The following is a 14,238-nucleotide window of genomic DNA, read 5'->3' as shown; positions in this document are numbered from 1 at the left end:
GGGTCAGAACAGGAGGCGCCGCACCTTTCCTCTCACGACCTAAATCGACCGGGAAGCGCTAGGGGACCGGTTGTCCGCGCGATCTTTGACTCAGCGTCGTGCCGGTTCAGACCTACTTTCCGGTGCACGGGTGACGGCGATGTCGCTGCGTGGACCATCGCCCCCCGCAGTCCTCTGGCGGTCTTGCGGTCGTGACCTCTGAGGCAAGTCCCGTAGATGCTCGCGCGATCTTAGCCAAAGCATCAGCCGTCGGCAGCCGGGGCATGAATGGCAGGTAACGTCCGTCCGGTTGCGGAGAACTGCATTCAGACTCGAAACTGTCCTGCGGCCGTACCGGTATACATCATCGTCCCGGCGCTGGCGTGAATAGAGGTTGCCGGCGAAGTCCGCCGTCCCTCCGCGTCAGGACGGCGCATCTAGGCACTGGCCGGAGTCGGTGCTGCGGTGCGTATGGCGGTCGTCACCGTGAAGCCGGCGATCCACTCCGGGATGGCTCTTCGTAATACCGAAAATCCATCGTGTACGGGCCAGAGGCGGCCAGCGAGGCGTACGCCGCGATCCAGGTTCGGACTTCGTGCGCCGAACCCCCGCCCGCGCGGGCCATGGCCTCGGGCGTCCAGTCGTCGAGGTCGGCCAGCGCCCCTGCTTCGAGGATGTCGAGCAGGTGGTTGTCCCATTCGGGATTGATTGGGATCATTGTCGTGGACCCGCTGGCGTAGTCGCGGCCAGCTTGAACCACTCTGTCCTCGCCGCGCTGCCGCTGTTCGGCAGTGGGCGGGTGTCCCTCAATAAGCGCGTCGGCCACCCGCGGCGGCGCCCCGTCCAGCACCGGGACGGGCGGGTCGTGCGAGAGGCCGCCCGAAGCCAGGAACGCTACGCGTTTGCCCAGTGATGTAGCCGCCGCACCGACGGCGGCGCCCAGCGCGCGGATGCGGCTGACCGGGCATAGCGGAGTAGCGACGCCATTGACGAAGATTGGCACCGATGACCAGTTCGCCTTCAGGCCCACCAATGGCAAACCCGGAACCTATCTGTTCTTCTATCCATCCACCACAGACGGCGACTACTCACCAGACCGAACCGGGCTACAGCATCTCGCCTTCATCGTTCCCCGACGCTCCCACGTCGAGGCCGCACATGACTTCACCCTCAGCCACAGCAACACCGTCCTCTACGCTCCTCAGCACTTCCCCAAGTACTCCGGCCACTACTACGCCACCTTCTGGCTAGACCCATTCGGCCTCAAACTCGAAGCCGTCTGCCACCACGACCGCGACTAGGGCCAACGCCGTGTCCGGCGACAACTCGCAGCAGCCACCCCGTCGTCAGATCTCTCCGGTGAATGCGGCCAGCTGCGCGCTCAGTGTGGGTCTGCCGTCATCGCGGGGCGAATTCTCACCGAAATGTCCAAGTGGACATTTGAGTCGAGAATTGGACATCAAATTTGAGAACCTACAAACAATGACAGTTACCGCGCCATGTTCGTGAACCGCGACAGATGCAGCTGATGCGCCACCGTCACCGTACGTGTCGGCCCCGCACGGTGTTTGGCGATGATCAGGTCGGCTTCACCACCACGCGGATCGTCGGTCTCGAAGGCGTCCGGGCGGTGCAGCAGGATGACCATATCGGCGTCCTGCTCGATCGAACCGGACTCGCGAAGGTCGGCCAGCATGGGCTTCTTGTCGGTGCGTTGCTCGGGACCGCGGTTCAGCTGGCTCATCGCGACCACCGGAACTTCCAGCTCTTTGGCCAAAAGCTTGATCTGACGGGAGAATTCGGAGACTTCCTGCTGACGAGACTCCACCTTCTTGCCGGAGGTCATCAGCTGCAGGTAGTCGAGCACGATCAGCCGCAGCCCCGCTTTTTGGTGCAGGCGACGGGCTTTCGCGCGAATCTCCATCATCGTCAAGTTCGGCGAATCGTCGATGTACAGCGGCGCCTCACTGATCTCACTCATGCGCCGCGCCAACCGCGTCCAGTCGTCGTCGGTCATCCGGCCCGAACGCATGTCGGCGAGCTTGATCTTGGCCTCGGCCGATAGCAACCGCATGACGATCTCGGACTTGCTCATCTCCAGTGAGAACACGATGCTCGGCAATCGGTGCTTGATCGAGCAGGAACGCAAAAAATCTAATCCCAGCGTCGATTTCCCCATACCGGGCCTGGCCGCGACCACGATCATCTGACCGGGATGCAACCCGTTGGTCAGCTCGTCTAATTCGGTGAACCCCGTCGGCACACCTTTGGACATGCCGCCGCTGGAGGCGATGGCGTCGATCTCGTCCATCGTCGGCTGCAGCAGATCTTCGAGCGGCAGGAAGTCCTCGGCAGTCCGCCGCTCGGTCACGTCGTAGATCTCAGCCTGCGCGCGGTCGACGATCTCGTTGACGTCGGCACCCTCTGCGCCGGCGTAGCCGTACTGCACCACCCGGGTGCCGGCCTCCACCAGCCGGCGCAGCAGCGCCTTCTCGGCCACGATGCCCGCGTAGTAGCCGGCGTTGGCCGCGGTCGGCACCGTGGAGATCAGGGTGTGCAGATAGGGGGCTCCGCCGATGCGGCGCAACAGTCCGCGGCGATCCAACTCGGCGGCGACGGTCACGGCGTCGGCGGGCTCACCACGGCCGTAGAGGTCCAGGATCGCGTCGTAGACGTTCTGGTGGGCGGGCCGGTAGAAGTCGCCCGGGCGCAGCCGCTCCAGCACGTCGGCGATGGCGTCCTTCGACAGCAGCATCCCGCCCAGCACCGATTGCTCGGCCGCGAGATCCTGGGGCGGCTGCCGCCCGAAGTCCTCGGCAGGTGGAGGCCCATCCATCCCGGATTGACCCAGGTCGTTGACCACCGCCATCGAGTTCCCCCACCTCCTCGGTCTCGAACGCGAGTTCGACCTGTTGCTCAGATGTCTACCGTGCGGCTCCGACAAAAGTCGGCTTGCCCGACGCCGGTACGCATCGCCGACGGCTCACGCTAGACGTTGCTGCAGCCACCGCAAACCGGACCTGTTGATCAACCTGTTAGTGGCTTGTGCATAGCTGGGGATAGTGGTGTTGAGTCGTTGGGGAGAACCTGTGGATGAACATCCGTATTTTCGACATTTGCCCAGATGGGAGCAGAGTAATCCCCGGTGGGCACTGTGGATGGTAAGTTCACCGGCGTGTCGGGCCAGGTTGCGGTCCCGGGCGTGTTGTGTTGCGGGAGGTTATGCGCAAGGTTAACGGCCGGTTAGATTAGCTGTGGCGACGACGTCGGAAAGAGTTCGCCAGGAAATACAGCAATTCCCCGGGGGCAGCCGTCGATGGCCGCCACCCGGGGAAGAAGACGCTGGGGCTAACTCTGGGCGACGACGTCCAGCGTGACGTCCACGTTCACCCCGGAATGCAGGTGCACGCCGACGGTGTGGGTGCCGGTCGCCTTGATGTGCGCCTTCGGCAGGTCGACGGTGCGCTTGTCCAGGCTCGGACCGCCCGCCTTCTTGATCGCCGCGACGATGTCGCCGGCGGTCACCGAACCGAACAGCTTGCCCGAATCAGCGGCGGCCTTCACCGGCAGCGTGATCGGACCCAGCGCCGCGATAGCGGCCTTCAGCTCGTCGGCGTGCTCGCGGTCACGAATGGTCTTGACCTCGCGGGCGCGGCGGATTTCCTCGGCCTGCTTCTGGGCGCCACGGGAGGCGACGATGGCCAAGCCGCGAGGCAACAGGTAGTTGCGTCCGTATCCGTCCTTGACTTCGACGGTGTCACCGGGGTCACCGAGGTGGTCCACCTCGGCGGTCAGGATCAGCTTCATTCTCGATACTTCCGTTTCTTTACCGGGCCGACGAGGTGAACGGCAGCAGGGCAACCTCGCGCGCGTTCTTGACGGCGATGGCGATGTCGCGCTGGTGCTGCACGCAGTTTCCGGTCACCCGACGAGCACGGATCTTGCCGCGCTCGCTGATGTAGGTGCGCAGGAGCGCGGTGTCTTTGTAATCGATGTTCTGCCCCTTGCCTTTCTTGGAGCAGAACACGCACTTGCGGGTCTTGACCGGCTTCTCAGGAGCCGGGCGCCGCTTCGTGGAGGACTTGGCCATGGATCAATCTCTCTTTGTCATACAGCGCGCCGATGGCGCGCAAAGGTTTTGTTTGGTTGTCAGAAGGGCGGTTCGTCGTCGCTGCCACCGAAGGAGCCCGATGCCGGGGCACTGCCCCACGGGTCCTCGGTGGGCTCGCTGGCCGCTGGTGGGCGAGAGCCCCCGCCGCCTCCGCCGCCGCCGAAGCCGCCACCACCGCCGCCACTGCGCGAGGCCTTGTTGACCTTGGCGGTGGCGTAGCGCAGGGATGGGCCGATCTCCTCGACCTCGACCTCATAAACGGTGCGCTTCTCGCCCTCGCGGGTTTCGAAGGACCGCTGCTTGAGCCGGCCGGTCACGATGACGCGGGACCCCCGGGTGAGGCTTTCGGCCACGTTCTCGGCCGCCTCACGCCAGATGTTGCAGCGCAGGAACAGCGCTTCGCCGTCCTTCCACTCCGAGCTCTGGCGGTCGAAGATCCGCGGAGTGGACGCCACCGTGAAATTGGCGACGGCCGCACCGGACGGAGTGAACCGCAGTTCGGGGTCGGCGGTCAGATTTCCGACGACGGTGATGGTCGTGTCACCGGCCACAAGGTCCTCCTGGCATAGGCGGGTGGATTCACCGCGAAGCCTACGGAACAGCTCCGACGCGCGGCGAGGTTATCCACTCAGCTGCTTGGCGAGTCCGGACTCGGACTCAGTGCTTGTCTGTCCGCATCACCTTGGTGCGCAGCACCGACTCGTTCAGGTTGAGCTGACGGTCGAGCTCGGACACCGTGGCCGGGGTCGCCTTCACGTCGACGACGGCATAGATGCCTTCGGCGTGCTTGGCGATCTCGTAGGCCAGCCGGCGCCGGCCCCAGATGTCCACCTTGTCGACGGTGCCGCCGTCGGTGCGGACGACGTTCAAGAACGTATCCAGAGACGGAGCAACGGTGCGCTCGTCAAGAGTGGGGTCAAGGATGACCATGATTTCGTATGGACGCATGGGAACCTCATCACCTCCTGTGGTCGTAGCGGCCACGGTAGTTCCGTGGCAGGAGAGTCGCCTGCGTCGGCAACCTGCCCAGGTTACCGGACAGCGGCCTGAACAGCGAAATCAGCTGCGCTGGGTGTAGTACTCCATCGCCAATCGGCGGGTCTGCGCCGACGCCGTGGCCGGGTCGCCGGCGTCGAACGGCGGCTGCGGGTCGTACTCGATCATCAGCTGACTGGCCTGTGCCGCGTCCCGCCCGACGAGCAGCTCCACCAGCCGCAAGGCCATATCGATACCACTGGACACCCCGGCGGCGGTGATGATCCGCTGTGGCAGGTGCTCGACCACCCGCCGCGGGGTGTAGACCGCGCCGAACGACTCCAGCAACTCGGTGGCCCGCCAGTGGGTGGTGGCCTCCAGGCCGCTGAGCAGTCCGGCCGCGGCGAGCACCAGGCTGCCCGTGCACACCGAGGTGGTGAACACGGTGTTCTGATGCACCTGCCGCACCCAGTCGAGCACCACGTCGTCACCGACGAGGGTACGGGTGCCGATCCCGCCCGGGAACACCAGAACGTCGGGGCTGGTCACCTCGTCGAAGGTGGCGTCGCAGGTCAGCCCCAACATGCCGTTGTCACTGCGCACCTCACCGCGCCGATGCCCGACGAAGACGATGTCGATCGACGGGATCCGCTGCAACACCTCATAGGGGCCGATGGCGTCCAGCGCGGTGTTACGCGGGAACAGTGCTATCGCGACTTGCATCCGGCACCTCCTCGGACTCGGGGCTCGCCAGGGAGTTGACCCGCGGTCGCAGCCAACGCGGGAAGCGAGCCGGGAAAGCGTCTTCGGCGCCGTCGAACACCCCACCCGCGGGGTCGTCCACCCGGCCCTCCCAGCGCACCAGGTCCAGCTCCGGGCGATAGATCTGGCGCACCACCAACGCCATCAGCGCCATCACCGCGATGTCGCGCAGCAGCACCGTCGCGGTGAACCACTGCTCGGGCAAACCCTTGTTGCCCTCCCCGTAGAGGTAGTACATCCGCGGCACCCAGACCAGCATGTCGATCGTCATCCACGCCAGCAGGATTCGCCGGTGCGGCAGCGCGAGCACCGCCAGCGGCACCAACCACAGCGAGAACTGCGGGCTCCACACCTTGTTCACCAACAGGAACGCGGCCACCGTCAAGAACGCCAGCTGCGCCACACGTGGTCGCTGCGGCGCCGTCAAAGCGATGTAAACAATTGCTGCGCAACACAATACGAACAGGATGGTGACGACGGTGTTCAGCACCACCGGCGGCTGCCAGAACCCCAGATTCGAATCGAAGCCGTCCCAGCCGGTGAAGGACTTCACCACGTTGTAGAGCGAATCCATGTCGTCCCCGCGCCGCGAATTGAGCCGGAAGAACTCCGACCAGCCGCGCGGATAGAGCACCATCACCGGCACGTTGACCACGAACCACGCCGCCACCGCGGCCACCACCGTCCGCGCGGCGTCGGGCACCCGGTCGCTGCGAATGGCCAGCACCACCAGCGGCAGCAACAGCAGCGCCGGATACAACTTGGCCGCCACCCCGAGCCCGATCAGAACGCCGGCCAGCACCGGCTTCTTACGTGCCCACGCCAGCAGGCCACCGACCGCCAAAGCCGTCGCCAGCGCGTCGAAGTTGGTGAAGATCTGGAACACCAGCACCGGTGAGGCCGCCACCAGTGCGGCATCCCAGACACGCCGGCCCGCCAACCACGACGTCGCCCACACCGTCGTCAACCACGCCAACGCCAGCCCCAGCGCGGCGAAATTGAAGAACATCACCACCTCGGCGATCACCGGCAGCGACATCACCTTGGCCACCGCGGTGTAGGTCTTCGCCAGCGCCATCGACACGTACTGGTAGACCCCGGTCAACACCGGATACTCCATGTAGCGCACCGCCGGTCTGCCGTCGTAGCGGACCTGCGGCCGACCGCTGGAATCCGTTTCGATCCAACTCGACTTGTACGGAAAACGGCCCTGGCTCAACAACTCCGCGCCGTAGAGCGGCACGGTGTCGGAGTAACACAACTCAAAGTAGGCGCGCTGGTTCTGCCAGTTGGCCACCAGCTTGTCAGGCGGCCCGGTGCCGACCGTCTGCAGGCACGGCGCCTTGGTGGACCAGCCCAGCGCCAGCACCACCAGCGCCATCATGAACATGATCCGCAACGGGGTGAACACCCGGCTGCGGCCGATCAGGGCGTGGCGGCCAACCGGGCCGCCGACGACCTCCGACAGCGCCGAGCCGAGAGTGTCGTTGCGGCTGGGCATGTCCCGGTCGTCAGCGCTGCGAAGATCCTCGGCCAGCGGCTGGGGCGAGACGGTGGGCCGGCCCTGCCCCACATACGGTCCGCCGGCCGGCTCGCTGGCCGGCCGGTACGCCGAAAGATCCTGCGGTGCGACCGCGTCGACGTCGTCGGTCACGGCGGTGGCGGTGCACCGACCGCGTTCGGATCACCGCCCGCAACCGGCGCCGGCGATTCCGGGGCTCCCGGCGCGGGCGCTTCCGGCGGCACGGTGATGGTGGTCGGCGGTCCAAGCGGGATCGTGATACCCGGGGCCACTTCGATACTCGGCTGGATGACCGTCACGCTCGGCGGGGGCGGCGGCGGCGGGGGCGGCGGCGCGGCCGGCACCCCGGCGTAACCGCCGACCTCGGTCGGCTTGGGGAACGACTCGTTGTCAGTGCCCTTCAGGGCACCGTCCATCGTGGCCTTCCAGATGTCGGACGGGATCCCGGAGCCGTACACCGGCCCGCCCCATTTGGTCACCAGCGGCTGCGTGCCGTCGGTAGTGCCCACCCACACCGCCGTCGCCAACGACGGCGTGTAGCCGACCATCCAGGCGTCGCGGTTGGCGCCGGTGTCACCGAGCTGCACGGTCCCGGTCTTGGCCGCCGACGCCCGGCCACCGGCCAGATTGTGCCCGTTAGACCAACCGGCGATCGGCTGCATCGCGGCGGTCACGTTGTCGGCCACCGCCTTCGGGATGCGTTGCTCGCCGCTGTTGTCGGAGGTGCTGGCATCGAAGAGCACCTCGCCGCGGGAGTTGACGACCTTCTGGACGAAGTGCGGCTTGTGGTAGACCCCCGAGTCGGCCAGCGTGGCATACGCCGAGGCCATGTCGATGACGCGGGTCTGGTACTGGCCCAACACCACACCGTTGTTGGGCGGGCCGCCCTTACCGTCCTCGGACAGCGTGTGCGACACCCCCGGGAAGCTCTCGGCGACCCCGGCGCGGTGGGCGGCGTCCGCCACGTCGGCCGGGCCGTTCTTGAGCTTGAGCATCAGCCGGTAGTAGGAGGTGTTCAGTGACCGCTTGAGCGCCTCGGCGATGTTGCACACCCCGCAACCCTCGCCCTCGACGTTGGTGATGGTGATCCCGTTGAGGTTCACCGGGGAGCTGTCGACCTGGTAGCCCAGGCCCATCCCCTGCTCGAGGGCAGCCACCAACGCGAACACCTTGAACGACGAACCGGTCGGCAACCCCGCTTGCGCGAAGTCGTAGCCCTGGGCATCCGACCCGCCGTAGTACGCCTTGATCCCGCCGGTCTTCGGGTCGATGGACACCACCGCCGAACGCATGTCCGGCATCTGACCGTCGAGGTACTTCGACACTGCGTCCTCGGCGGCCTGCTGGGCCTGCGGGTCGATGGTGGTGGTGATCTGCAGCCCCTGGGTGTTCAGGCTCTGCTCGTCGATGTTGAACAGATCGAGCAGTTCCTTGGTGACCTGACGCTCGATCAGACCGTTGGGTCCGGTGGTGACGTTCTCCGAGCGGGCCAGCTCCGGCGGGACCGTCGGCGGGAAGACTTGTTGGGCGCGTTCCTCCTTCGGCAGTGCGCCCATCGACACCATGCCGTCGAGCACCCAATTCCACCGCTGGGCCGCTCCCTCGGGGTCGACGGCGGGGTCCAGGGTCGACGGGCGCTGAATGACGGCAGCAAGCAATGCGCCCTCGGCGACGGTCAACTGCTCGACCGGCTTGTTGAAGTAGGCCTTGCTGGCCGCGGAGATGCCGTAGGCACCGCGACCGAAGTAGATGATGTTCAGGTAGGCCTGCAGCACTTGGTCTTTGGACCATTCGCGCGACATCTTGGTGGAGATGACGAGCTCCTTGGCCTTGCGGACCAGTCCGCCGATACCCGAGCGCGCGTCACCGACGAGCGCATTCTTGACGTACTGCTGGGTGATCGTCGACCCGCCCTGCAGATCGCCGCCGACCAGGTTGTTCTTGATCGCGCGGGCAAAGCCCGACAGCGAGAACCCGGGATTGGTGTAGAAATCCCTGTCCTCGGCAGCCATCACCGCATTGCGGACATGCACCGGCACCTGGTCGATGTTGACGTCGACCCGGTTGCCTTCGGGGGGAACGATTTTGGCCAGTTCCGAGCCGTCGCTGGCCAGGATCGTCGACACCTGGTTGGTGCGCAGGTCACCCGGCTGCGGCACGTCGACGATCAGGTAGGCCATCCCGAAGGTCATCAGCGGCAGCACTATGAGCACCACCGCCGCGAGGTACAGCGACCGGCGCACCCACTTCCAGCTGATCTGCTGAGAGAAGGTCGGCCGCCGCGGCGGTGGTCCACCCGGGCCGCCCGGCCCCCCGGGGCCTCCGCCCGACGGGGGCGGCGGAGGCGGCAGCTTGGGCGGCGGTGTCCCATCCAGGGCCCGTTTGACCACGTCGATCGGGTCGCGCAGCAGCGGAATGGTGTCGTCGCGGACCGGCTCGATGATCGCCGTCAGGCGGTCGTCGGGGGGAACCTGGCGCCGGGGCGCGCTGCGCGCGGGTGTCGAGGGCTCGCTGTTTCCGGCGACCGGGAACTTTGCGGTCGGCGACTCGGGCGCTTCGGACGCACCGTCGGCCCCTGATCCCGTGCGGATGTCGGTGGCAGGCCGGTCGTGACGCCCTTCGCTATTCACTGGCCGTACGCGCGCCGGAACGCGCCGTCTGGGTGCCCCGGCGTCCTCGAGTCCCGTTGGTGGGCCGCGGCGCTCCGAGCACATAGGACTTGACCAGGTGGTTCCACTCGCAGGTCCGGCATACCTCCACCACATGTACGGAGAACTCGTCGAACTTGGTTGCCAGCAACACCAGCTCCTCGGCGGTGCGCGCCGATCCCGACACCGCACCGAGATGGTCGCCGAACACCCACGACACCAGGGTCAGCGGCTCCTTGCGGCAGATCGGGCACATCACCGAGCTGGGCTTGCCGTGAAACTTGGCGGCGCGCAGCAGATAGGGATTGGCATCGCACACCTCGGTGACACCCGTGCGGCCGGAATACACCTCGGCCAGCAGGGAGCGTCGCCGGAGGGCGTAGTCCACCACCTGTCGCTGCAGTCGCACGATGACCAGAGTACGTCGGTGATCCCAGCGCCGACGCGCAACCGACTCGTGGTGCCCCCGATTGTGCGGCTGGTCTGCGGACATGGGCCGCGAACTCCTACGATCATCGCCGTGGCGACATCGCAGACGGCCAACACGCGCGCCAGGGACACCGACCGCAACGACATCTGCCAGATCCTCGACACCGCATTGTCGGAGGGGCAGCTGTCCATGGCCGAACACCAGGAGCGGGTTAAGGCGGCCACCACCGCCAGCACGCTGGGCGACCTGCGGGCCCTGGTCTCGGATCTGCAGACCGCCAACGCACCGGTTCAGCTGGCCGCACTGAAGAAGCCTCGGGTGTCCGTGCCGGGCGCCCAGCCCGGCTGGGGCATCCGCGCGGCGGTCGCCGCGGTGCTGGTGCTGTTGGGCATCGGCATCGGCTGGGGCCTCTACGGCAACACCCCTTCACCGCTGAACTTCACCTCCGACCCCGGCGCCAAGTCCGACGGGGTGGCGCCGGTGGTGCTGACCCCGCCTCGGCAGCTGCATTCGCTGGGCGGGATCAACGGTCTGCTGGAGCAGATGAAAAAGAAGTTCGGCGACACCACCGGCTTTCGGCTGGTGATCTACCCCGACTACGCCTCGCTGAGCCGCCCCGATCCCAACGACGGGCGCCGCGAACTCAACTACACCTATCGCGGCGGCTGGGACGACCCGAGCACCTCCGCCAGCAGCAGCGACGCGCGCGTGGTCGACCTGAGCAAGTTCGACGCCAAAGCCGTCGTCGGCGTCCTACGGGGGGCGCCCGAGACACTCAACATCAAGCCAGGCGATGTCAAGAGCACCTATCTGATCGTCGACCCGAGCCGAGATCCGACCACACCGGAAGCGGTGTCGATTTCGATCTATGTCTCCAGCGACTTCGGTAGCGGCTACATCCAGCTCAACCCCGACGGCTCGACCAAGCAGATCAACTACCCCTAAGTCGGCTTCCCGCCCCGTCGGCCGTCACTGTGGTCTGACAAATTTCTCCGGAGTGCGCTTCAACCTGCGGCGATGGCATCCAGCTGGCGCCGATATATATCGGGGCGATACTATTGCCCGAGGTGTCGAAGCACCGTAACGGACGAGCAAAGGAGGTGACCCGATGTTGGAGCTTGCCATCCTGGGTCTTCTCCTCGAGTCCCCGATGCACGGCTACGAGCTGCGCAAGAGACTGACGGGTCTGCTCGGGGCCTTCCGTGCGTTCTCCTATGGCTCGCTGTACCCGGCGCTACGCCGAATGCAGGCCGACGGGTTGATCGCCGAAGACGCCGCGCCTGCCGGAACGACGGTGTTGCGCCGTGCCCGGCGGGTGTATCAACTGACCGATGCCGGCCGGCAGCGCTTCGCCGAGCTGGTGGCCGACACCGGTCCGCAGAACTACACCGACGACGGATTCGGTGTGCATCTGGCGTTCTTCAACCGCACCCCGGCCGAGGCCCGGATGCGGATTCTGGAAGGCCGCCGTCGCCAGGTGGAGGAACGCCGCGAAGGTCTGCGGGAGGCCATCGCACGGGCGAGCACTTCCTTCGACCGCTACACCCGGCAACTGCATCAGCTGGGCCTGGAGTCCAGCGAGCGGGAAGTCAAGTGGCTCAACGAGCTGATTGCCGCCGAACGGGTTGCCCAGAGCCACCCCGACCAGGTCTGACGCCGGTCACCGCAGAACCGAACAGCCAGAAGAAGTACGAGTAAGGAGAACGTTCCATGACTGAGCACACCGCGCCGGGAACCTCGACAGATGTGCGCGTCGCCATTGTCGGCGTCGGCAACTGCGCATCCTCACTGGTCCAGGGTGTCCAGTACTACAAGGACGCCGACGCCAACGCCACCGTCCCCGGTCTGATGCACGTCAAGCTCGGTCCGTACCACGTCCGCGACGTCAAGTTCGTCGCCGCGTTCGACGTCGACGCCAAGAAGGTCGGCTTCGACCTGTCCGAGGCCATCTTCGCTTCGGAGAACAACACCATCAAGATCGCCGACGTGCCGCCGGCCAACGTGACCGTGCAGCGCGGCCCGACGCTCGACGGCATCGGCAAGTACTACGCCGACACCATCGAACTCTCCGACGAAAGCGCCGTCGACGTGGTCAAGGTCCTCAAGGACGCTCAAGTCGACGTCATGGTGTCCTACCTGCCGGTGGGCTCGGAGGAGGCCGACAAGTTCTACGCCCAGTGCGCAATCGACGCCGGGGTGGCGTTCGTCAACGCGCTGCCGGTGTTCATCGCCTCGGATCCGGTGTGGGCCAAGAAGTTCGAAGACGCCGGTGTGCCGATCGTCGGTGACGACATCAAGAGCCAGGTCGGTGCCACCATCACCCACCGCGTGATGGCCAAGCTGTTCGAGGACCGCGGCGTTCAGCTCGACCGCACCATGCAGCTCAACGTCGGCGGCAACATGGACTTCCTGAACATGCTCGAGCGGGAGCGCCTGGAGAGCAAGAAAATCTCCAAGACGCAGGCCGTCACGAGCAACCTGCAGAAGGAGTTCAAGACCAAGGACGTCCACATCGGCCCGTCGGACCATGTCGGCTGGCTCGACGACCGCAAGTGGGCCTACGTCCGCCTTGAGGGCCGTGCCTTCGGTGACGTACCGCTGAACCTGGAGTACAAGCTCGAGGTGTGGGACTCCCCCAACTCCGCCGGCGTCATCATCGACGCGGTGCGCGCGGCCAAGATCGCCAAGGACCGAGGCATCGGCGGACCGGTGGTCGCCGCGTCGGCATACCTGATGAAGAGCCCGCCCAAGCAGCTGCCCGACGACATCGCGCGCGCGCAGCTCGAGGACTTCATCGAGGGCTGACCGGCCTACGATTTGGGCGCGTTTTCTGCCGGTGAACGGCGGTGGGCGCGCCCAAATCGCGTTGTAGGGTCAGCATCGTGGCTGACCCGCACATCTCCGACGACGAACTGCTCGGCCTCGACGAATTCGCGCTACTGCCCGAGAACGCCGCGCAGGCCGGGGTGAGCGGACCTTTGCCGGCCGTCGAACGCATCGAACGCGAACCGATCAGCGCGATCCGCTGGGGCAGCGACCCCGTTCGGGCGGTGTTCCTGCACGGCGGCGGCCAGAACGCCCACACCTGGGACACCGTCATCCTCGGACTCGGTGTGCCGGCGCTGGCCGTCGACCTGCCCGGCCACGGCCGCTCAGCGTGGCGGGAAGACGGCGACTACGGCCCCAAGCTCAACGCCGTCGCCGTCGAACCCGTGGTGCGCGAGCTGGCGTCCGACGCCGACCTGGTGGTCGGGATGTCACTCGGCGGCCTGACCGCTCTGCGGCTCGCGACGGCCGCCCCCGACCTGGTGCGCAGGCTGGTGCTGGTCGACGTCACCCCGTCCGCGCCGGAACGACACGAACAGATGACCAAGGCCCAGATGGGCAGCGTCGCCCTGGTCCGGGGTGACCGCACGTTCCCCAGCTTCCAGGCCATGCTGGACGTGACTATCGCCGCCTCGCCGACCCGAAGCCGAGAGTCGCTGCGCCGCGGCGTCTTCCACAACTCCAAACAACTCGACGACGGCAGCTGGACATGGCGTTACGACAGCTTCCGCACCGGTGACGGCTTCGAGGGGCTATGGGGCGACGTGCCCGCGTTACACATGCCGACGACGCTGGTGCGTGGTGCCAATTCGTTCTTTGTCAACGACGAGGACGCCGACGAATTCGCCCGCACCGCACCGGGTTTCCAACAGGTCGTCGTAGTGCCGGACTCCGGCCACTCGGTGCAGGGCGATCAGCCGCGCGCACTGGTCGAGATCCTGCGCACCGTCCTCGCCGACTGAGCCGTTTCCCAGTTGTTCACCAG

Annotated in this window: 14 protein-coding genes and 1 pseudogene; 5 read left to right on the top strand and 10 right to left on the bottom strand. The window is 66.3% G+C overall.

What is annotated here, in order from left to right; all coding sequences use genetic code 11:
- Positions 1 to 416: 416 nt before the first annotated feature.
- Positions 417 to 982: pseudogene (locus ACXDF8_RS02580) on the bottom strand (DODA-type extradiol aromatic ring-opening family dioxygenase); the annotation flags it as partial.
- Here ACXDF8_RS02580 and ACXDF8_RS02575 point away from each other — a divergent pair.
- Complete coding sequence (locus ACXDF8_RS02575) at positions 966 to 1,280, top strand: VOC family protein (protein WP_457221659.1); 315 nt, start codon at positions 966 to 968, stop codon at positions 1,278 to 1,280. The pseudogene ACXDF8_RS02580 and the gene ACXDF8_RS02575 overlap by 17 nt on opposite strands.
- Positions 1,281 to 1,468: 188 nt before the next feature.
- Here ACXDF8_RS02575 and dnaB read toward each other — a convergent pair whose 3' ends face one another.
- The 9 genes from dnaB to ACXDF8_RS02530 form a co-directional block, all read right to left on the bottom strand.
- The gene (gene dnaB / locus ACXDF8_RS02570) at positions 1,469 to 2,848 is read right to left on the bottom strand and encodes a replicative DNA helicase (protein ID WP_457221658.1); all 1,380 of its coding nucleotides are present in this window, start codon (positions 2,846 to 2,848) and stop codon (positions 1,469 to 1,471) included.
- 479 nt (positions 2,849 to 3,327) lie between these two features.
- Positions 3,328 to 3,786, bottom strand: coding sequence for a 50S ribosomal protein L9 (gene rplI, locus ACXDF8_RS02565; RefSeq protein ID WP_457221657.1), 459 nt, complete (start codon positions 3,784 to 3,786; stop codon positions 3,328 to 3,330).
- A 19-nt stretch (positions 3,787 to 3,805) separates the two neighbouring features.
- Positions 3,806 to 4,069: a 30S ribosomal protein S18 gene (gene rpsR / locus ACXDF8_RS02560; protein ID WP_078021645.1), complete on the bottom strand. Its 264-nt coding sequence runs from the start codon at positions 4,067 to 4,069 to the stop codon at positions 3,806 to 3,808.
- A gap of 59 nt (positions 4,070 to 4,128) precedes the next feature.
- Complete coding sequence (locus tag ACXDF8_RS02555; protein WP_457221656.1) at positions 4,129 to 4,641, bottom strand: single-stranded DNA-binding protein; 513 nt, start codon at positions 4,639 to 4,641, stop codon at positions 4,129 to 4,131.
- 106 nt (positions 4,642 to 4,747) lie between these two features.
- Positions 4,748 to 5,038: a 30S ribosomal protein S6 gene (rpsF, locus tag ACXDF8_RS02550; RefSeq protein WP_457221655.1), complete on the bottom strand. Its 291-nt coding sequence runs from the start codon at positions 5,036 to 5,038 to the stop codon at positions 4,748 to 4,750.
- A gap of 111 nt (positions 5,039 to 5,149) precedes the next feature.
- Positions 5,150 to 5,788, bottom strand: a complete 639-nt coding sequence (locus ACXDF8_RS02545; RefSeq protein ID WP_457221654.1) for a DJ-1/PfpI family protein — start codon at positions 5,786 to 5,788, stop codon at positions 5,150 to 5,152.
- Positions 5,757 to 7,400: a glycosyltransferase family 87 protein gene (locus tag ACXDF8_RS02540; RefSeq protein ID WP_457221715.1), complete on the bottom strand. Its 1,644-nt coding sequence runs from the start codon at positions 7,398 to 7,400 to the stop codon at positions 5,757 to 5,759. Before ACXDF8_RS02540 ends, ACXDF8_RS02545 begins: the two co-directional genes overlap by 32 nt.
- A 77-nt stretch (positions 7,401 to 7,477) precedes the next feature.
- Positions 7,478 to 9,802, bottom strand: a complete 2,325-nt coding sequence (locus ACXDF8_RS02535; protein ID WP_457221714.1) for a transglycosylase domain-containing protein — start codon at positions 9,800 to 9,802, stop codon at positions 7,478 to 7,480.
- Between the two features lie 169 nt (positions 9,803 to 9,971).
- Positions 9,972 to 10,406, bottom strand: a complete 435-nt coding sequence (locus ACXDF8_RS02530) for a DUF5318 domain-containing protein (RefSeq protein WP_457221653.1) — start codon at positions 10,404 to 10,406, stop codon at positions 9,972 to 9,974.
- A gap of 111 nt (positions 10,407 to 10,517) precedes the next feature.
- Between ACXDF8_RS02530 and ACXDF8_RS02525 the strand changes: the two genes are divergently transcribed.
- The 4 genes from ACXDF8_RS02525 (at position 10,518) to ACXDF8_RS02510 (ending at position 14,215) form a co-directional block, all read left to right on the top strand.
- Complete coding sequence (locus tag ACXDF8_RS02525) at positions 10,518 to 11,372, top strand: DUF1707 SHOCT-like domain-containing protein (protein ID WP_457221652.1); 855 nt, start codon at positions 10,518 to 10,520, stop codon at positions 11,370 to 11,372.
- A gap of 163 nt (positions 11,373 to 11,535) precedes the next feature.
- The gene (locus ACXDF8_RS02520) at positions 11,536 to 12,081 is read left to right on the top strand and encodes a PadR family transcriptional regulator (RefSeq protein ID WP_457221651.1); all 546 of its coding nucleotides are present in this window, start codon (positions 11,536 to 11,538) and stop codon (positions 12,079 to 12,081) included.
- A gap of 56 nt (positions 12,082 to 12,137) precedes the next feature.
- Positions 12,138 to 13,232, top strand: a complete 1,095-nt coding sequence (locus ACXDF8_RS02515) for an inositol-3-phosphate synthase (RefSeq protein ID WP_457221650.1) — start codon at positions 12,138 to 12,140, stop codon at positions 13,230 to 13,232.
- A 77-nt stretch (positions 13,233 to 13,309) separates the two neighbouring features.
- Positions 13,310 to 14,215, top strand: a complete 906-nt coding sequence (locus ACXDF8_RS02510; protein WP_457221649.1) for an Rv0045c family esterase — start codon at positions 13,310 to 13,312, stop codon at positions 14,213 to 14,215.
- Positions 14,216 to 14,238: the final 23 nt, after the last annotated feature.

The organism is Mycolicibacterium sp. CBM1 (assembly GCF_054073305.1).
The sequence above is the reverse complement of the archived record's forward strand: the minus strand, read 5'-3'. Positions and strand labels throughout refer to the sequence as shown.